17 protein-coding genes and 1 tRNA gene are annotated in these 19154 nt (G+C 28.7%); 10 read left to right on the forward strand and 8 right to left on the reverse strand.

Annotation, left to right across the window (positions count from 1 at the left end):
* Nucleotides 1–3: 3 nt before the first annotated feature.
* On the forward strand, nt 4–1083 hold the full coding sequence (queA, locus tag BHAMNSH16_RS10775; protein ID WP_008732575.1) for a tRNA preQ1(34) S-adenosylmethionine ribosyltransferase-isomerase QueA: 1080 nt from the start codon (nt 4–6) through the stop codon (nt 1081–1083).
* Nucleotides 1084–1087: 4 nt separating this feature from the next.
* Here queA and BHAMNSH16_RS10780 read toward each other — a convergent pair whose 3' ends face one another.
* From BHAMNSH16_RS10780 to BHAMNSH16_RS10795, 4 genes are all read right to left on the reverse strand, one after another.
* Nucleotides 1088–1786 carry a hypothetical protein gene (locus BHAMNSH16_RS10780; protein WP_069732068.1) on the reverse strand — a complete coding sequence of 233 codons (699 nt, stop codon included), beginning with the start codon at nt 1784–1786 and terminating at the stop codon, nt 1088–1090.
* 81 nt (nt 1787–1867) lie between these two features.
* Complete coding sequence (locus BHAMNSH16_RS10785; protein WP_069732067.1) at nt 1868–2818, reverse strand: dipeptidase; 951 nt, start codon at nt 2816–2818, stop codon at nt 1868–1870.
* Nucleotides 2819–2844: 26 nt separating this feature from the next.
* Nucleotides 2845–3435 carry an ECF transporter S component gene (locus tag BHAMNSH16_RS10790; protein WP_069732066.1) on the reverse strand — a complete coding sequence of 197 codons (591 nt, stop codon included), beginning with the start codon at nt 3433–3435 and terminating at the stop codon, nt 2845–2847.
* Nucleotides 3436–3687: 252 nt separating this feature from the next.
* Nucleotides 3688–5046 carry an FAD-dependent oxidoreductase gene (locus BHAMNSH16_RS10795; RefSeq protein ID WP_008728581.1) on the reverse strand — a complete coding sequence of 453 codons (1359 nt, stop codon included), beginning with the start codon at nt 5044–5046 and terminating at the stop codon, nt 3688–3690.
* A 434-nt stretch (nt 5047–5480) separates the two neighbouring features.
* Between BHAMNSH16_RS10795 and mtnK the strand changes: the two genes are divergently transcribed.
* Nucleotides 5481–6695, forward strand: a complete 1215-nt coding sequence (mtnK, locus tag BHAMNSH16_RS10800) for an S-methyl-5-thioribose kinase (protein WP_008728582.1) — start codon at nt 5481–5483, stop codon at nt 6693–6695.
* A gap of 39 nt (nt 6696–6734) precedes the next feature.
* Complete coding sequence (locus BHAMNSH16_RS10805) at nt 6735–7790, forward strand: S-methyl-5-thioribose-1-phosphate isomerase (RefSeq protein WP_008728583.1); 1056 nt, start codon at nt 6735–6737, stop codon at nt 7788–7790.
* Here BHAMNSH16_RS10805 and BHAMNSH16_RS10810 read toward each other — a convergent pair.
* The gene (locus tag BHAMNSH16_RS10810) at nt 7787–9244 is read right to left on the reverse strand and encodes an HD-GYP domain-containing protein (protein WP_069732117.1); all 1458 of its coding nucleotides are present in this window, start codon (nt 9242–9244) and stop codon (nt 7787–7789) included. The genes BHAMNSH16_RS10805 and BHAMNSH16_RS10810 overlap by 4 nt on opposite strands.
* Nucleotides 9245–9440: 196 nt before the next feature.
* Here BHAMNSH16_RS10810 and BHAMNSH16_RS10815 point away from each other — a divergent pair.
* The 5 genes from BHAMNSH16_RS10815 (at nt 9441) to pth (BHAMNSH16_RS10835) (ending at nt 12606) form a co-directional block, all read left to right on the forward strand.
* Nucleotides 9441–9512: transfer RNA gene (locus tag BHAMNSH16_RS10815), tRNA-Gln, on the forward strand.
* A gap of 23 nt (nt 9513–9535) precedes the next feature.
* Nucleotides 9536–10489, forward strand: coding sequence for a ribose-phosphate diphosphokinase (locus BHAMNSH16_RS10820; protein WP_008729110.1), 954 nt, complete (start codon nt 9536–9538; stop codon nt 10487–10489).
* 17 nt (nt 10490–10506) lie between these two features.
* A complete protein-coding gene (locus BHAMNSH16_RS10825; RefSeq protein WP_008722958.1) occupies nt 10507–11097 on the forward strand; it encodes a 50S ribosomal protein L25 in 591 nt (196 codons plus the stop codon).
* Between the two features lie 25 nt (nt 11098–11122).
* Nucleotides 11123–11713, forward strand: coding sequence for an aminoacyl-tRNA hydrolase (gene pth, locus BHAMNSH16_RS10830; RefSeq protein WP_008729112.1), 591 nt, complete (start codon nt 11123–11125; stop codon nt 11711–11713).
* A complete protein-coding gene (gene pth, locus BHAMNSH16_RS10835) occupies nt 11710–12606 on the forward strand; it encodes an aminoacyl-tRNA hydrolase (protein WP_008729113.1) in 897 nt (298 codons plus the stop codon). Before pth (BHAMNSH16_RS10830) ends, pth (BHAMNSH16_RS10835) begins: the two co-directional genes overlap by 4 nt.
* A 12-nt stretch (nt 12607–12618) precedes the next feature.
* Here pth (BHAMNSH16_RS10835) and BHAMNSH16_RS10840 read toward each other — a convergent pair whose 3' ends face one another.
* A complete protein-coding gene (locus BHAMNSH16_RS10840; protein WP_069732116.1) occupies nt 12619–13707 on the reverse strand; it encodes a PP2C family protein-serine/threonine phosphatase in 1089 nt (362 codons plus the stop codon).
* Nucleotides 13708–13925: 218 nt separating this feature from the next.
* Between BHAMNSH16_RS10840 and BHAMNSH16_RS10845 the strand changes: the two genes are divergently transcribed.
* Entirely contained in the window at nt 13926–14390 is a 465-nt protein-coding gene (locus tag BHAMNSH16_RS10845; protein WP_008728070.1) for a NanQ anomerase/TabA/YiaL family protein, read from the forward strand.
* 254 nt (nt 14391–14644) lie between these two features.
* The gene (locus BHAMNSH16_RS10850; RefSeq protein WP_008728071.1) at nt 14645–15595 is read left to right on the forward strand and encodes a flavodoxin family protein; all 951 of its coding nucleotides are present in this window, start codon (nt 14645–14647) and stop codon (nt 15593–15595) included.
* A gap of 92 nt (nt 15596–15687) precedes the next feature.
* On the opposite strand, the gene BHAMNSH16_RS10855 is transcribed toward BHAMNSH16_RS10850, so the two are convergent.
* Both BHAMNSH16_RS10855 and BHAMNSH16_RS10860 read right to left on the reverse strand, forming a co-directional pair.
* Complete coding sequence (locus BHAMNSH16_RS10855; protein ID WP_008728072.1) at nt 15688–17436, reverse strand: NADH-dependent [FeFe] hydrogenase, group A6; 1749 nt, start codon at nt 17434–17436, stop codon at nt 15688–15690.
* 15 nt (nt 17437–17451) lie between these two features.
* Nucleotides 17452–19140, reverse strand: a complete 1689-nt coding sequence (locus tag BHAMNSH16_RS10860; RefSeq protein ID WP_008728073.1) for a NuoF family protein — start codon at nt 19138–19140, stop codon at nt 17452–17454.
* Nucleotides 19141–19154: the final 14 nt, after the last annotated feature.

Below are 19154 nucleotides of genomic sequence, written 5' to 3' on the forward strand. Positions count from 1 at the left end.
GTTATGACAGATTATTTTAATAAAGAAACCTATAATTTTTATTTACCTGAGAACTTAATAGCAACTAATCCTAATTATGAAAGAGATCATTGTAAATTAATGACTTTGAATAAGAATACGGGTAAATTAGAACATAAGATATTTGCAGATATTATTAATTATTTAAATAAAGATGATGTATTAGTTTTAAATGACAGCAAAGTAATACCTGCTAGAATATACGCTAAAAAAAATACAGGAGGCAATTCGGAAATTCTGCTTCTTAATAAAGTTAATAATGACGAAAGTACTTGGGAATGTTTGATAAAGGGTAAAAATATTAAAGAGGCTGATACATTATATTTAGATTATTCTCATTTAGATAATGTAGGAAATATTGAGGCATTAATAGAAAAAGATAATATATCAACTAAATTAATAAAATTTTCAAAGCCATTAACAAGTGATATTTTAGATGCCATAGGAAAGATTCCGCTTCCTCCTTATATAATTCAAAGCAGAAAAAGAAAAGGAGAGGAGGAATACAATAGTAATGATAAAGAGTTTTATCAGAATGTATATGCCAAAAATGAGGGCAGTATAGCTTCTCCTACTTCCGGACTTCATTTTACAAAAGAGCTTTTAGAGAAAATAAAATCTATTGGAGTTACTGTATGCTATGTTACATTGCATGTAGGTTTCTCAACTTTTAATCCTTTAAAAGAAGATGATTTAAGAAATCATATTATGCATGAAGAAAAGTTTATTATACCAAAAGAGAGCTATGACATTATAATAAATGCCAAAAAAGATGGTAGAAGAGTCGTATCATGCGGAACTACAGTTGCAAGAGTATTAGAAAGCGAATATGATAATTATGATTTTAAAAGAATGGAAGGATCCACTAATATATTTATTTATCCGCCGTATAAGTTTAAATGTGTTGATGCTTTAATTACTAATTTCCACACCCCGCATTCTACATTGATTGCTATGGTTAGTGCTTTTGCAGGATATGATAATATAATGAATGCATATAAAACAGCAGTAGAAAATAATTATAGATTTTTTTCTTACGGCGATGCTATGTTTATGTTTGAATAGATTTCTATGCTAAATATATTTTTGGGAAATCTCTTTCATTGATTAATCCGTCTTTAATTAAAATAGCTCTTAATACATCTATATCACTGTAAATATCGATCAAAGAATCATTATTAAATTCATCAATCATTTTTTTAAATCCCAAATTTATAATGCATATAGAGCTTTTTATATCTTTTTTTATTTTTTGTTTTTTACTATTATCCATACAGCCTTCATCTAATTCTATGTATCTATTCATGAATTTTTCAATCGTTGGTATATAATAATCAATTATAGAATTATAAGTTCTTTTATATGATTTATTATTGCTGGTTTTTTCTAAAATAAAATTGAGTTTGTAAAGCACATCATTTATAATAAGTCTTAAATCAGAATCATCTATTTGAGATATGTTTGTTTTTATATTCTTGTCAAAACTATTTGTTTTATTATTATTATTATTTGATTCTGTGTTATGGTTATTATCGTATGAAGTTTCTTTTTCATCGACTCTATTAGTTTTATCAAACTTAATATTTTTAATATAGCTTTGTAATTTATCTTGCAATGTGTAAAATAAAATTAACAATAAGAATACAAATATAATAATTGAAATCAATTTAAAAGATATTACCCAAAATACTAAGCCTGAAAATACTAATAGTGATATTGATATAATAAAATTAATATTGCTTGAAAATAAATCTGTATATTTTTTCATAATAATGTCTCCATATAAATGTAAAAAATATTTACTTTTTATATGATACAATAAAAATGAAAAATATCAATTATTAAATAATTATTTTACTACTTCTTTTATAATTCTATGGAAATTTTTATATTCTATTTTCTCTATTTCTTCATCATTAAATCCGGCTTCTTTTAATTTTATTATAATATCATAAGACTTTGATGCATTTTCTAAACCTTTTATATAAGGGGCATCTTCATCTTCAAAATATTCATTATAGTCAAAACCAAGCCCTATATGATCTATTCCTATTTTATCAGCTATATATTTTATATGGTCTATGCCTCTGTCTATATTCTGTTTTTCTTTGTTTTCATCAATGAAGCCTTTATAAGAATTAAATCCTATAACGCCATTAACATCTCTTATTGCTTTTAATTGTTCATCTGTAAGATTTCTCATACTATTGCATAATGCTCTGGAATTAGAATGTGAGGCTATAACAGGACATGAAGTAATATCCATAACATCAAAGAAAGATTTATCATTTAAATGCGATACATCAACTATCATACCTATATCCTGCATTTTTTTTACAGCCTTTTTTCCTAATTCAGTTAATCCTCTTGATGAATTTCCTCTCACTCCCGCAGCTAATTTATTTTCTTCATTCCAAGTAAGACTAGCATGTCTTGCCCCATACTCATAAAACTCGTCTATCAAATCAATATTATCATCTATGGATATAAGTCCTTCAAATCCTATAAATATATATAATTTATTTTCTTTTTGTGCATTAATAATATCATTATAATTCTTTGCTATTAATATAATATCATTTATATATTCAAGTTCTTTATTTATAGAATACTGAATTTCTCTTACTCTTTCTAATGCTCTATGATAATTTTTCGGCTCAGTCCATATTACAAATATAGATCCTCCTATTTTACCTTTTATCATATTATCATAATGATGCTTTTTTATAATATTGTTTTCACCTTTGAAAGTTTTTACAGCAACATCAGTCCATATATCAGAATGAGCATCGAAAATCATATTTATTTGCCTCTTGTTTATATCAGTTAATTTTTATCATTATTATTTGAAGTATTTGGATTATTTATACAGTCATTTTTTTGAAACAAAATTATTTTTTTTATTGCTATGTATACAATAATGCATGATAATACTTTATCAAATATATTCGTTAATAATCTAATTATAAAAGATGCATGAAAAAGATCTACGCCGTTTTCATTTAAAATTTTTATAAAGCTGTCTATTTTTGCACCTGTGAATCCGTCAGATAATATTATAGATATTGGGGTTCCTATTAAAGGTGATATTATTCCAATTATAATTCCTGATATAATAGCTGGTATAATATTAAATTTAATTTTTTTTGCTATAAGCCCAATTATTATCCCTATTAATGCATTTATTACTGCAAAATTTAAATGCGAATAGTTTATAAATAACGATATTATAATATTTGTTAATATACCTACAATAGCACCGTAAATAGGTCCAAGCAAAACAGCGGATAAAATAGTGCCTACAGAATCTAAAAATAAAAATGGTATTTTAAATAATAATACTATAAATGTTAAAGCAAAATTAATTACTATTCCTATAAATACTATTAATATATTGTATTTTAAATCATTATTCATTTTTCTTTTTCCAAATAATTCCGTAAAATATAATTTATTTAAGTAATATATTTTTAAAGTATTAAACTAGTTTTTATCGCAGTAATATTAGCGTCCTTATACTTAAATATTATAAAAGCACTAAAGATAAAACTTTATATAATTATTATACTGAAATAAAATTTATTTTCAATATTATTTTCTATATAAAAAAACTCCTAGTAAATATATTTTATTTACTAGGAGTTAATTTACTGATTTAATTACTATTTATTATTTAGCAGTATAAGCAACCATAGTCATCCAAGATAATGGTTTGTTGTAATGAGGCAAGAAGAAGAAGTCAGATAAAGCGAATTCCTGAACAGTCATACCTCTTTGTATAGCTAAAGAGAATGCATGAATAGCTTCAGCATGATTATGTTCAGAAGCAATTTGTGCACCTAATAAACGGCCTGTATCTTCTTCATAAACGATTTTTACTAATACATCTTCGTTGCCAGGCATAAATTCAGGTCTTTCAGAATCTTTGAAGAAATTAGATTTTGCTTTTAATCCTTTTTTCTTAGCAGTTTCTTCAGACCATCCAGTAGAAGCCATATTATATCCGAATACGCATATAGCATTAGAACCTTGAGTACCGCAGTATTCAACATGTTTTCCTAAAGCATTATTAGCAGCAACAATACCCATTCTTACAGCATTAGTAGCTAAAGCAATATATTCTTGTTTTTCAGAAGCTCTAGAATATACAGTAGCACAGTCTCCTATAGCATAAACATCAGGATCTTTACTGCTTTTCATAGTAGTGTCTACTACAATAGCACCATTAGGTAAAGTTTCTAAATAGTCTTTATAAAGGTCGCTATTAGGTCTGAAACCAACAGACATAACTACCATATCTACATCATAAGAACCTTTATCAGTAACAACTTTTTTAACTCTGTCATCACCTTCGAACTTTTTAACAGTTTCGCCTAAATGCATTTCTATTCCAGCTTCTTTGATTCTTTTTTCAGCTTCATCAGTGATTTCTTTATCAAAATAGTTAGCCATAACTCTAGGCATAGCTTCCATTAAGATAACTTCTTTACCATGATTTTTGAATGCTTCTATAAGCTCAACACCTATATAACCAGCACCAACAACCATAACCCTTTTTACATCAGGTTTAGCTATTTCATTAATAATATCCTGTCCTTGTTGGAACAATTTAGCAAAGAAAATACCTTTTTTAAGACCATATTCAGTACCTTCCTGTTTTAATCCTTCTATAGGAGGAGTTACAGGCCAAGAACCAGTAGCAAGTATAAGTTTGTCGTAATTATCTTCAAACTCTTTTCCTGTTTTTAGTTCTTTTACATGTAATTTTTTGTTAGCCCAGTCTATTTTTGTTACTTCATGTCCCATATAAACATCAATACCTTCGCCTTTTAGACTTTCAGGACTAGCATAGAATAGACCCTTAGGATCTTTAACTACTCCTCCAACCCAAAGTGCTATACCGCAGGCTAAGAAAGATATATTATCGTTTCTATCGTAAGTAACTACTTTACAATTAGGATCTGTAGCTTTCAAAGTTTTTGCTGCCCAAGTACCAGCATGGTTACATCCTATTACAATAACTTTCATAATAATTTAACCCCTTATTAAAAATAAATTGAATATAAAATTGGTGTTTATTATAGTACAAAAAAAATACTTAGTCAAGTTATATTATATTTATATTAGTAAATTTTAAGAATTTTAGTATGTTTTTTATGTAATAATTTCACTAATTAGGGAAAATGATTATAAATAAAATGTTTATTGTTTTTTATTATACTTATGCATCAAAATTTGTATGTAAAATTTTTATGATAAAAGTATAATAATTTTACAAAAATATTAAAATTATAAAAAATAGCTTTAATAATACTATAATGTTTATATAAATAGTAGTTTAAAATAAAGCAAATTATGTGATATATAATAATAATAATATAAAAATATTATTGTTATAATGTATTGATATTTATACTTTTTATGCTATATTATTAAAAAATTGAAATTATAGGTTTAATATTATGACAAATTTTAATGAGTATTTTTTGATGGAAGAGAAAGATGTTTTGCTTTATGTAAAAAATAAATTAAAATATTTTTCTCAAGATGATAATATAATTTGTAAAGAAATAGGCGACGGTAATATTAATTATGTATATAGAATAAGTAATGGTAAGGATTCAATAATACTTAAACAGGCAGGCGTACATACTAGAAGCAATTCATCAGGAAGAATACTTGATATTAACAGAAATTCAAGAGAGGCTGATATTTTATCTTTTTACGGCAGCATACTTCCTGATTTAGCCCCTAAAATCATTTCTATAGATAGAGTTATGAATTTATTTGTAATGGAAGATTTAAAATCTTTTCTTGTACTTAGAGATGCTTTAATGAAAGGACATATATATCATCATTTACAAGAACAGATAACAGATTTTTTAGTTGAAACAACATTGTCTACAGCTGATTTTTTTATGGACCCATTTACCAAAAAAGAAAATGTTATAAAATATACTAATAAAGAACTTTGTAAGATAAGTGAAGAATTAGTATTCAGAGAACCATTTTTTAATGTTCTTAAAGAAAATGTTTTTTCTGAATCATTAAATAAATTTGTAGAGGATAATCTTTATAACAATAAGCAGCTGCAATTAGAAGCGGCAAAATTAAAGTATGAATTTATGAATAATCCTCAGGCTTTAATACATGGAGATTTACATACAGGCTCTATATTTGTTAATGAAGATTATATAAAGGTAATGGACTGCGAATTTGCCTTTTATGGTCCTATAGGCTATGATTTAGGTACTATTATAGCTAATTTTATATTTTCTTATGTTTATCATTTATATGTTACTAAAGATAAAAATTATACATCATTTCTTTTCAATGTTATTGATAATACTCTAAAACTTTTTAAAAATAAGTTCATTAGTAAATTCTTGAATGAAAGTACTGATATATCAGCACAAAATGATTATTTTGTAGAATATTATCTTCTTGAGGTATTGAAAACAGGGTTTGGTATATGCGGGCTTGAATTATTGAGAAGAACTACAGGATGTGCCAGAGTAAAAGAAATAGAGTCCGTTTCTGATGATGATATAAGAAGAGATATAGAGTACACTCTTTTAAATATAGGTATTGAGTGCTTATCATATAGAGACAGACTTTCTGAAGAAGAAAAGTTTATGAAATTTGTAGATAATGTAATTGATAATATAAATTTATAATTTTTAAATTTGTGTTTTTAATAATTTTTGGAGTTTTTTATGATTAATAGAATAGATAAAGAATTAGCTTTTATGCTTCAGTTTGAAAATATAGCTTGGTATGATGACGGATGCGTTAAAATATTAGATAGGAGAGTTTATCCTAATAAAGTTAATTTTGTTGAATGTAAAACTCATAAAGAAGTTTCAAAAGCCATAGCAGATATGGTAACACAAAGTGCCGGTCCTTATTTGGCTGTTGCTATGGGAATGGCATTGGCCGGATATGAATCAAAACATTTAGAAGGTAATGACAGAATAGATTTTCTAACTTATGCCTGCAATACTTTGGCTAATTCAAGACCTACAACAAGTGCCAGAATGATGTCTATAACAAAATCATGTTTAGAAGCTGGTACTGAGGCTATAAAATCAGGCAAAGACCCAATAGAAGCTATGTTTAATAGGGGAATAGAACTTTCTACAAAAAGATATTCCAAAATAAAAAAAATAGCAGAGAATCTTGTTTCAATGTTTCCGGATAAAGGTAGTATACTTACTCAATGTTTCGGTGAGTCTATAGTAGGTTTTATGATACAGGAGTTTCAGAAAAAAAATAAAGATATAAAGGTTGTGTGTGCTGAAACTAGACCTTATTTTCAAGGTGCTAGGCTTACAGCAACGGTTGCTTATGATCAGGGTGCTGATGTTACAGTTATTACTGATAATATGGTGGCATACACTATGCAGGAGAAAAAAATTGATGTATTTACTTCAGCTGCTGATTTAATATGTTTGAATGGGGCAGTTGTAAATAAAATAGGAACCTTCCAAATTGCAATAGTAGCAAAATATTTAGGTATTCCTTATTTTGTAACAGGAGCTCCGGATAAAGGATATCATGGACTTGAAGATGTGCATTTTGAGTTTAGAGATGAAAAACTTGTAACTGAGGCTATGGGTGTAAAGACATCTAAAGAAGGAGTAAAAGGTTTTTATCCGGCATTCGATTATACTCCGCCGCATTTAGTCAGTGCTGTTGTAACAGATTTAGGTATTTACAGTCCTTATGATGTATTTAAATATTATATAGGCAATGATGAAGGTGAATATTAATAATTTTCCTTTAGCGGATTTTTTATATTTTCTTTTTTTATGTCTATTAAAAAATCTATAAACAATTCAAATAATATAGGATCCAATTTTGTTTCTTTAACTATATAATTATCATATATTAATTTTACAGCATCTTCAGCACTCATGTCTTTTCTGTTATAATTTTTTTGAGGCATTACAGTTGTGTCAAATAAATCTATTATTTCTAATACTTTAGCAGGGAAAAATGCTAGGCTTTGAAGTGTTTGAATATCATCAACATCATCTGATATAAGAGAAGAAGGATTTAAAGATTTATTTTCATTGAATTGTTTATTTATTATTTTTATTACATCATTTCCATAACCGTAGTATTCATGATGCATTCCTACAATCAATGATATATTATCATTATAATTTCTGAAAAGTTTTAAGAATTGGTAACCTTTAATAGCATGTGAAGTTGATTCTTTAGCATACTCTTTTGATTTATTAATATTTAAATAGTCTAATTCTTTTACTTTAACAACATCATGCCAAAATGCTCCGGCAGCAAATGATGCTATATTTTCTATTGATATTTTTTTAAGTCCGTTTTTAAATACATCATTGAATTTAATATTAGTTTTATCTATATTATATTTTTTGAAAACATTTTCATAAAAGCTTTTAAATTTTTTATTAAAATTTATAATAGTTCTTAGATTTAACTGGTTATCTATTTGATCATTGTAATAAAGCATAAATTCTATAAATATAATAAAAACTCTATTTCCATGTCCTATAACATTTCTGCAGTCAAAATTGTCTAATCCGTAAAATAAACTTATATTAGGGTATATTTTTTCTACTAACTTGGTGATTGACAATATCAAGTCATTTGTTACTATTTGTGTATCATAATATTCTAAATCATCAAAATATATTTGATTCATTTTGTCTTTAGAAGCATTTACTAAATGAATTAAATTAATTCTTTCTATAAACGCAAGTCTGGTTATTATATCTAATATATATTTTATAGCATCAGCATACAAGCCCTCATTATAGTATTGATTTAATATGTCAATATAGTTTTTTATAGATATGAATCTTTCTTTAGGGCTTTCCTCTAATATCATCTCTAACATTTTATATTCGAAAATTTTTGTATTTTCAGAATCCGGCATACAGTCTTTATATACTTTAATGAACTGATTAATGTTTTCAATATGTTTGTATTCGTTTTTTTCATTTTTTTCAATTACTAAATCTATAATTGATTTTGAATTTTTGGGTATATAGAAATTATCAAATATATCACTGTTTATAGCATTTTTGTCGAAAAGGATATTTATTTTATAATTAGGTATTGATAAATATAAATTATCATTGCTTGTACATATAATTTCTGGAGAATTAAATTTAATATTGTCTATATTATCTTTTATAAAGTTTATATCTATTGCTGTATATTTATCTAAATCAATATCCATATTCAGCCTTTAAAATTAAATACTGATAATTATTGTAATGATATACTTTTTTTATTTTTTATCAATAATTTTATATGATTTAATTAATTTTTATTTGTTAAAAAAATAATGTAAAAAATCATTTTAAGGTATTGACAATTTTTTTTTATATAGTAGAATATGAAACTCATAGAACTAAAAGTTCATTTATTAATACTGGGGTGTCGTCAAGCGGTAAGACAATTGGTTTTGGTCCAATTATTCGAGGGTTCGAATCCTTCCACCCCAACTTTTCTCTTATATGGTACTTAAATGGGAATAACAGACGAAATATTAATATTAAGCGGTACAGCAAATCCTCAGTTATCTGAAGATGTTGTTAAGAATCTTGGTCTTAAATTGGGAAATATGGAAATACGCAAATTTGCTGATGGCGAGACTTTTGTTCAGGTAGAAGAAACTGTTAGGAACAAAGATACTTATGTAATACAGCCTACAGGACGACCTTCCAGCAGTGAAAGTTGGATGGAGCTTTACTGTATTATAGATGCTTTAAAAAGAGCTAGTGCTAAAAGAATTACCGCAGTTATTCCATATTATGGTTATTCTAGGCAGGATAGAAAGAATGAACCTAGGGTGCCTATAACAGCTAAATTAGTTGCTAATCTTTTGTCAGAAGCCGGAGCACATAGAGTTTTGGCTTTAGATTTGCATGCAGCTCAGATACAAGGCTTTTTTGATATTCCTGTGGATCATATGCTTTCAAAACATGTATTCTTGGATAAAATAAGAAAAGATCTTGATATGTCTAATTCTATTATTGTTTCTCCTGATATAGGAGGCGTAGGAAGGGCTAGAGCTATAGCTAAACAATTAAATCTTGATATAGCTATCATAGACAAAAGAAGAGACAGAGCCAATGAATGTGAAGTAATGAATATTATAGGCGATGTTAATGGCAAAGATGCTATTATTATAGATGATATAATAGATACAGGTGGTACTCTTATAAAAAGTATGCAGGCTTTGAAAAAAGCTGGTATGAGAAAGATATATGTATTTATAACTCATGCAGTATGTTCCGGTGATGTTTATGAGAGAATTAATGCCAGTGATATAGAAAAGCTTTATATAACAGACAGCTTAAAAGTTATGAAAGATAGATTAGGCAGTAAAATAGAAGTTCTTTCAGTTGCTCCTGTTATTGCTGATGCTATAAGACATATACATATGGAGCTTTCTATAAGTGTTCTATTTGATAAGTAAAATTAAAGGAAAGAAAAATGAGTGAGAATTATACTATTAAAGCTTTGCAAAGAGATACTAAATTTAAAAGTGTTGGCCGTAAATTGAGAAATGAAGGTTATGCTTTGGCTACTCTTTACGGAAGAGAAAATCAATATTCTATTGCTGTAGAGTTAAAAGAATTTGTTAAAGTTTTTTCTTTAGCAGGTCAGCATGATATAATCACTTTAGACATACAGAATGATAAAGCAAGAGAAGTATTGGTTAAAGATTATCAAATAGATGGTATCAAAAGAAGTATTAGACATATAGATTTTTATGAAATAGATAGAAATAAAAAAATCAAAACTTATGTTCCTATTCACATCGAAGGTACTCCTGAAGGTGTTCGCTTAGGCGGAGGTACTTTAGAGCAGGTTGAATACGGTTTGAATATTAAAGCTTTTCCGGGTTCTATACCTAGAGAATTGGTTGTTGATGTTAGCGAATTAAAGGTTGGAGACAGTTTGCATATTAGCGATATAAAATTCCCAGAAGGTGTTGATCCTGTTGGTGATGCTTCTAAAGCTATTGTTACTGTTGTTACTACTCAAGATGAAGATGCTAACAAAGGTGCAGCAGAAGCATAAAATATAGTTCTAGGGTTACTATTATATGATGAAATTAGTAATGGGACTAGGCAATCCAGGAGAACAGTATAAAAATCATAGACATAATGTCGGATACATGATTTTGGATAGAATTGCCAAGAAACTTAATGTAGAACTTGACATAAAAAAGAAAAAAACAGTTTTTGGAAAGGGTAAATCTGGTAAAATGGAGTATTTGCTCCTTAAGCCTCAGACTTTTATGAATCTTTCCGGTGAAGCTGCTCTTTATATGGCAAGTTTTATGAAAATCACTGTTGAAAACATTATAGTTATATATGATGATATGGATATACCTATAGGTGAATTTAGGGTTATACCTTCTAAAAATGATGATTCCGAAGCCGAAGTCAATGATATTGAAATAGATCATAATGGTGTAAAAAGTATAAGAGATTCCTTAAAAAGCTACAATTTTACTAAAATAGGTGTTGGTATAGGAGCATGTCCGGAAGATGAAGAAAAAGCTGACTTTCTTTTAGCTCCTTTTACTAAAGATGAAAGAAAAAAGATAAGAGATATATCTGACAATGTTGTAGATGCTGCTTGTGTTGCTTTATTTGAATCTCCTCAGGCTGCTAAAAAGAAATATCCATGATAACTAAATTAATTATAGGGCTAGGAAATCCGGGAGATGAGTATAAAAATAATAGGCATAATGTAGGTTTTATACTCATAGATAAAATAGCTGAAAATTTTAATATCAATTTTGATAATAATAAAAAGAAATCATTATATGCAAGATCCAAAGAAAAGAATATAGAATATATACTTCTTAAACCGCAGACTTTTATGAATCTTTCCGGCGAATCTGCGATTTTTATATCAAAATTTTTTAATATAAAACCAGAAGATATAATAGTCATATACGATGATATGGATATACCTTTTGGTACTTTTAAAATCAAAAAAGGCGGAAGTTCAGGCGGACATAATGGTATAAAAAGCCTTATTTCTCATTTACAAAGCGACGATTTCACAAGAATCAGAATCGGTATAGGAAGACCTAGTGCCGGTAAAAAAGTTAATGATTATGTTCTTTCAAATTTTAGCAAGAAAGAAAGAGAAGAATTAGATACGGTAATTGCAGATGATATAATAGATGCTGTTAAAATAGCTTTATTTGAATCTCCTGTGATAGCTCAAAATAAATACAATAAAAAAATAGGCAAAGAAAATTCAGATAAAAATAAAGGTAATAAAAATATGATTAAAATAGTAGCTAGAAATCCTGTAAGCCATGAAAATAAATCAAAATTTATAGAAAAAGCTAAAGAACTTATTGATAAAAGCAGAAAAGAAAAAGGATGCATTTCTTACAATTTATATGAAAGTGTAGACGGAAAATATCTTACTTTTATAGAAGAATGGAAAGATGAGAAAGCCATAGAAAGTCATAATAATTCAGAGCATTTCAAAGCGATAGTTCCTAAATTGGGAGAATTAACTTCAGGCGATAAAGATGTTATTTTATATAAAGAAGTAAAATAATATTAAAAGTTTTTATTTTATCTTAAATGCTGCGATAGTAAAATCATCATCAGGCGACATATATGAAAGATAATCATAAAAATCTTTTTCTATGTTTATGATTATATTTTCAGCGGCATTGTTCCTATTGTTAAATAGCACTTTTTTAAATCTATCTATTCCATAAAAGTCATATTTATTTTTAGATCTTGATGCTTCTGTTACTCCGTCAGTATAAAATATTAATACATCGTCTTTTTTTATATTAACAGTTTCTTCCTCATAATATGCCTGAGGGAAAAGCCCTATTATAGTTCCGCCTTTATTGTACTCTTTTATTGCAGAATTTTGTAATATGAGCATGGGGGTATGGGAGGCATTAGAATATTTTACTGTTTTATTTTTTAAATCTATTTCTGCTGCCGTCATTGTAAGATAGTAATTTATAGGTAGAATTTTGATTATGTAGTTATTGATATCATATAAAAAAGAAGAAGGTGATTTGAATGACTGAGCAAAATTTCTAAAAACAGTTTTAAACATAGCAGTTATTATTGCAGCCTCAACACCATGTCCGCTGATATCCGAAATTATAAAAAGTATTCTGTCTTCATCAAGATATATATAATCAAAAAAATCTCCTCCTATAGTTTCAAGAGGTTTATATAAAGATGCAGAATTTATTCTATTATTGTTAGGCATTTTTTTGGGCATCATAGTTTCCTGCAGTTTTCTTGCCTTTTTCATATCTTTTTTATATTGTTTTTTTATATCATCTAAAACATCATATCTACCTAATATATAACTATTTTTTTCTTTCAAATCTTTTATTGCTGTTTGATAATCATTTATTATTGTACTGTTTATTTTTGAGAATCTATATATTTTACCATCTGATGATTTTTCTTCTACCTGCTTATAATCTTGGATTAGGTATAAATTTATAATGTTTTTATATAAAATAATACCGGGAATAAAAAATAACATAAATAATACTAATAAAAGTATAAAAATAAATTTATTTTTATAATATGATATACATGCTATATTTAAAAGTAAAAAGAGTATAAGAAATACCATAGAAATAAATTTAAAAAATATTAAAATTCGTTCATTTTTCATATTAATTTTGCTTGGGATTGAAAATTATGCTATAGATTATATCAAAAAGATTGTAGTTTGCAAATATTTTTTATAAAATAATAGCTATGGATATTGCAAAAAATATACATACTTTATAGAATATAAATATATTAGTTAAAAGGATTTTTAATTATTTTATCTTTGTTCTCGAGTGCATAACAGCATTTGATTATATATTAAAAAACGGAGGAGTTATTATGATATTAAAACCAATAAAAAGCGAATTCAATCAGGATTTTCATAATTCTATTTGGAAGGCAAAAAATTACATAAGGGATCATTATGATGAATTAAAAAAACTTCCTAACGGTAAGCATTTGCTAGACAAAGAAATTTGCGAAGGTGCTTTTATCAATGTTACAGAGTATGACAATAAAGATAATCCGCCTTGGGAATCACATTTAAAATATGTTGATGTTCAGATAATATTTGAGGGAGCTGAAGATTTTATAATAGCAAATACTTCTTCATTAAAACCTAAAACTTATGATGAAGCAAGCGATTATCATGATTGGGAAGGAGAGGGAACTGTTCGTTTAACTTTATCTCAGGGAGATATGCTTATACTTCTTCCTTATGATGCTCATAGAGTAGGACTTCCTCCAAAATCAGGAAAAAATCATGTTAAAAAAGCTATAGTTAAAGTACCTTATAAAGGTTAATCATTAATAATTAATAATTGAAATATTAAAGACTGATGCTTATTTTTAAGTATCGGTCTTTTTTGTATCATAATTGGCTATTGACAATACTGAAAATATATTGTATACTATATATTATAAGGTAGGGCTTATACTTCTTTCTAGGATATAAGATTTCCGATAAACTTCGATAATTTACTCTTTTTATATCAAAAACGAAGACTAGCTGCCTGTCTAGTAATTATAATTTCAATAAAAAAGGAGAATTATATTCTATGAAAGTTATGGGAATAGTTGCCGGAAGACATAACGGAAATAGTGAAATTTTAGTGAAACAAGCTTTAACAGCGGTAAAAGATGCAGGCGGAGAAGCTATACTTATTAATTTATTTGATTATAATATAAAGCCTTGTTCAGGCTGCGAATCTTGTACAATAGGTATGGAAAAGTCATTTAAAGAAGGAAAAGAATATAAAGGATGCATCTATAAAGAAAAAGATGACATGGACAAGATAGTGGAAGTTATGAATCAATGTCAGGGAATAATAGTAGGATGTCCAACTTATGATTTGCTTCCATCTTCTTTATATTTATCATTTGCTCAAAGATTTTTGGCTTATGAATTATCGTTTAGAATAAAAATAGGGCAGGTGAAAGAAGATCCTAATACAGTGGCTGGACTTATAGGAGTGGGAGGCTCTAAACATGATTGGCAGACTATGAGTTTGGAGGGGCTTGCTGCTACAATGTTTACTCAGTCCATTACTGTAGTGGATATGTATTTGGCTGAGAGTGTTGGAAGACCCGGAAATGTTCTTATACATAAAGATTATTTGGATAGGGCATATCAGATGGGTAAAAATGTAGCTCAGGCAATAAAGACTCCTGTTAATGAAAGAAAATGGCTAGGGGATCCAAATTTAGGATTATGTCCTAGATGCCATTCATCTTTAGTATATCCAGGAGAAGAACATTGGGACGGAGTAAAATTTAATTTTGAATGTGCTGTTTGCGGTGCGGGCGGAGATTTAGTAAAAAATGATAATGGAGAATATAAATTTGTAATTGCAGAAAACGGGCTTATAAGAGATAGAAATATAAATGAGGCAAGAGCAGTACATTTACAGGAAATAATGCATACAAGAGATAATTTTATGTCAAAAAAGAGCGAAATAGAAGAAGAATATAAAAGATTCAGAGAAATGAAATTTGAAACTATAAAATAGCCGTTAATAAAACTTTTTCAATAATATAAAAACAGCACTATGATAATATTTACTTATTTATCATAGTGCTTTTTAGTTATAAGTTTTAGATATTATTTTGTATATTTTTCATCAGATTGGTATTTAGTGTGAAGGAAGTGATGAGCTCTCTCTCCAAGCGGTTTTCCTAAGAATTCATCATAAAGTTTTTTAAGATTTTCATTTTCATGAGAGCATCTATGTTTAACAGTATTTTTATCTTCATTGTATAAACCGCCCGCTCTTTCAATTCTTACTTCATTAGTAGGACCATAAGGCTGACCTCCGCCTCCTACACATCCTCCCGGACAGGCCATAACTTCTATAAAGTGATAAGGAGGATTTTCTCCTTTTTCTTTAGCCGCCCTTATTTCCTGCATTACAGAATCAACATTATGAAGTCCATTTACAACAGCAACTTTTACTTCTTTATCTAATATTTTTATTGTAGATCTTTTTACTCCTTCAAGTCCTCTTACTTCTTCAAAATCAACATTATTAAGATTATTTCCTGCGATTATATTATAAGCAGTTCTTAAAGCCGCTTCCATAACACCGCCTGTAGCACCAAATATAGCACCAGCTCCTGAATATTCTCCTAATATACTGTCAGCTTCTTCAGCTTCAATACCGGCAATATCTATACCATAGTGTTTAATCATTCTTGCAAATTCCCTTGTAGTAAGTACAACATCAACATCTTTATAACCGCTTGAATACATAGTTTCATTCTTTCTAATTTCATTTTTCTTAGCAGTACAAGGCATAATCGATACATTGAATATGCTGAAAGGGTCTACATGAGCTTTTTCAGAATAATAAGTTTTAGTCATAGGAGCAAGCATCATATGAGGAGATTTAGAAGTTGATATATTATCAAGCAAATCCGGATAATATTTTTCTGCATATTTTACCCAAGCAGGACAGCATGATGTAGTCATACAAACTTTTCCTTCACTTTCAGTAAATCTTTTAACAAATTCATGAGCCTCTTCCATTATAGTCATATCCGCTCCGAAATTTGTATCAAATATAGCATTGAATCCCATTAAACGCATAGCAGCATAAATTTTACCTGTAATATTCTCTCCGGCTTTAAGTCCGAAGTATTCTCCCAAAGCAACCCTTACAGAAGGTGCCATTTGAACAGTAACATAAGTGTCTGCATCATCTATAGCATCTTCAACTTCTCTAGTTTGATCTTTTTCATATATAGCAGCTACAGGGCAATGAGCAGCACATTGTCCGCAGTCTACACAAGGAGAATCCTTTAATGAAACAGCACCAGGAGCAAAGTATGTATCGAATCCTCTATTAACGAATCCTAAAGCATGCACTTTCTGCATCTCCTGACAAACAACAACACATCTTCCGCATTTTATACATTTTTCAGGATTAAGAACTATACTTCCTGCAGAATCATCTCTAGGGTGATTTTGTTTTATATTATCATATTTAGAGTTTCTAACTCCGAAGTCAGCAGCGGCAGTTTGAAGTTCGCATTCACCGTTTCTTATACAGTTTAAACAATCGTTAGGATGTGCTGACAATACTAATTCCAAAACTCCTTTTCTCACTGTGTTAATTTCTGAATCATGCGTAATAATATCCATTCCGTCTTCTACAGTCATAGAACATGATCTTACATATTTATTTCCCTGATTGGCTAATTTTACAACACATATTCCGCATGCTGAAGTAGGCGGTATATCAGGGTGATAACATAGAGAAGGAATTTTTATACCTAATTTCTTAGCAGCCTTTAAAATTGTAAGCCCTTCTTCCACTTCAATCTGTTTGCCGTTTATTTTTATTTTAACCATAATTTTATACTCCTTTTAATTTTTCTTTGGAACAGGAGGAGTAAATATTCCAGCCTTGTACTCTTCCTCAAAATGCTTCAATGTAGACATTACAGGATTGGCAGCCGTAGAACCTAAAGCACATAATGAAGCATTTTTCATAGTTAAGGCAATATCTTTTAATTTTTGTATATCATCTTCTTTGGCTCTTTTTTTGGTGAACTTTTCTAATATTTTAAGCATCTGCATTCCGCCGACTCTGCAAGGCACACATTTACCGCAGCTTTCATCAACACAAAATCCAAGATAGAATTTAGCAAAATCAACCATATTACTGTCTTCATCTATTACAATCATACCGCCTGAGCCCATCATAGAACCCAATTCAACTAAATTATCAAAATCTATATTAGTACCGAATAATGATTCAGGAAGTATTCCTCCAGAAGGTCCTCCTGTCTGAACACCTTTTACAAACTTGTCATTAGGTATTCCACCTCCTATATCGAATACTATTTCTCTTATAGTAGTTCCCATAGGTACTTCTACAAGTCCAGATACATTAACATTACCTGTTAAAGCGAATACTTTAGTACCTTTTGAATTTTTAGTACCTATAGAAGAAAACCAATTGCCTCCGTTATTTATTATAGCTGTAACATTAGCAAATGTTTCAACATTATTAATAACTGTAGGATAATCAAATAACCCTTTTATGGCAGGGAAAGGAGGTCTTGGTCTTGGTGTACCTCTGTTGCCTTCTATAGATGCTAAAAGTGCAGTTTCTTCACCGCATACAAAAGCACCGGCTCCAAGTCTTATATCCAAATCAAATGAAAAATCACTTCCTAAAATTTTCTCTCCTAATAAACCATAATCATAAGCCTGTTTCAAAGCTATTTTTACTCTATCAACAGCTAGTCCGTACTCAGCTCTTATATATAGGTATCCCTTATTTGCCCCCACAGTATATGCTGCTATAGTCATCGCTTCTATTACAGAATGAGGATCTCCTTCAAGTATACTTCTATCCATATAGGCACCTGGATCCCCCTCATCAGCATTGCATACTATATATTTTTGTTCAGATTCAACTGCTTTTGTGAAACTCCATTTCTTCCAAGTAGGAAATCCCGCTCCGCCTCGTCCTCTAAGTCCTGAAATCTGCATTTCTTTGATTACATCATCAGGTGTCATCTCAAATAATACTTTAGATAAAGCTTTATAACCATCATTGCCTATATATTCATCTATATTTTCAGGATCTATAACTCCGCAGTTTTTTAATACTATTCTTCTTTGTTTTTGATAGAAGTTAATCTCTTTGGAAAAATCCCTATGCTCTCTTTGTTCTTTATATAGTATTCTTAATAATAATTCGCCTTTCATTATATGTTTTTCTATGATATCCTGAGCATGTTCAGGTCCTACATGTGTATAAAAAACTCTGCCCGGCATAATTTTTACAACAGGACCCTGACTGCAGAAACCAAAACATCCTGTTTTTACAACTAATACTTCATCAGCAATACCATTTTTTTCTGCATATTCTCTTAACAGCCTTACAATTTCATCACTTTTACCTGATTCGCATGCTGTACCTCCGCATACAAGTATATGATGTTTATAAGATGTAGATGACTCTCCGCCTTTTCTTAAACCTATTTCTTTTTCTTTATTAAGTCTATATTCTTCTAATTTTTTTCTATCTAATTTTTCTGCCATTTTGATACTCCATT

Source organism: Brachyspira hampsonii, assembly GCF_002214805.1.
Lineage (GTDB): Bacteria > Spirochaetota > Brachyspiria > Brachyspirales > Brachyspiraceae > Brachyspira > Brachyspira hampsonii.

Excerpts from the sequence above, each read along its gene's own strand:
- BHAMNSH16_RS10850 (WP_008728071.1), top strand. The coding sequence starts at position 14,645 with ATGAAAGTTATGGGAATAGTTGCCGGAAGACATAACGGAAATAGTGAA.
- BHAMNSH16_RS10810 (WP_069732117.1), bottom strand. The coding sequence starts at position 9,244 with ATGGATATTGATTTAGATAAATATACAGCAATAGATATAAACTTTATA.
- BHAMNSH16_RS10860 (WP_008728073.1), bottom strand. The coding sequence starts at position 19,140 with ATGGCAGAAAAATTAGATAGAAAAAAATTAGAAGAATATAGACTTAAT.
- BHAMNSH16_RS10785 (WP_069732067.1), bottom strand. The coding sequence starts at position 2,818 with ATGATTTTCGATGCTCATTCTGATATATGGACTGATGTTGCTGTAAAA.
- pth (WP_008729112.1), top strand. The coding sequence starts at position 11,123 with ATGATGAAATTAGTAATGGGACTAGGCAATCCAGGAGAACAGTATAAA.
- BHAMNSH16_RS10855 (WP_008728072.1), bottom strand. The coding sequence starts at position 17,436 with ATGGTTAAAATAAAAATAAACGGCAAACAGATTGAAGTGGAAGAAGGG.
- mtnK (WP_008728582.1), top strand. The coding sequence starts at position 5,481 with ATGACAAATTTTAATGAGTATTTTTTGATGGAAGAGAAAGATGTTTTG.
- BHAMNSH16_RS10825 (WP_008722958.1), top strand. The coding sequence starts at position 10,507 with ATGAGTGAGAATTATACTATTAAAGCTTTGCAAAGAGATACTAAATTT.
- BHAMNSH16_RS10790 (WP_069732066.1), bottom strand. The coding sequence starts at position 3,435 with ATGAATAATGATTTAAAATACAATATATTAATAGTATTTATAGGAATA.
- BHAMNSH16_RS10795 (WP_008728581.1), bottom strand. The coding sequence starts at position 5,046 with ATGAAAGTTATTGTAATAGGATGTAACCATGCTGGTACTTGGGCAGCA.
- queA (WP_008732575.1), top strand. The coding sequence starts at position 4 with ATGACAGATTATTTTAATAAAGAAACCTATAATTTTTATTTACCTGAG.
- BHAMNSH16_RS10805 (WP_008728583.1), top strand. The coding sequence starts at position 6,735 with ATGATTAATAGAATAGATAAAGAATTAGCTTTTATGCTTCAGTTTGAA.
- BHAMNSH16_RS10845 (WP_008728070.1), top strand. The coding sequence starts at position 13,926 with ATGATATTAAAACCAATAAAAAGCGAATTCAATCAGGATTTTCATAAT.
- pth (WP_008729113.1), top strand. The coding sequence starts at position 11,710 with ATGATAACTAAATTAATTATAGGGCTAGGAAATCCGGGAGATGAGTAT.
- BHAMNSH16_RS10820 (WP_008729110.1), top strand. The coding sequence starts at position 9,536 with ATGGGAATAACAGACGAAATATTAATATTAAGCGGTACAGCAAATCCT.
- BHAMNSH16_RS10780 (WP_069732068.1), bottom strand. The coding sequence starts at position 1,786 with ATGAAAAAATATACAGATTTATTTTCAAGCAATATTAATTTTATTATA.
- BHAMNSH16_RS10840 (WP_069732116.1), bottom strand. The coding sequence starts at position 13,707 with ATGAAAAATGAACGAATTTTAATATTTTTTAAATTTATTTCTATGGTA.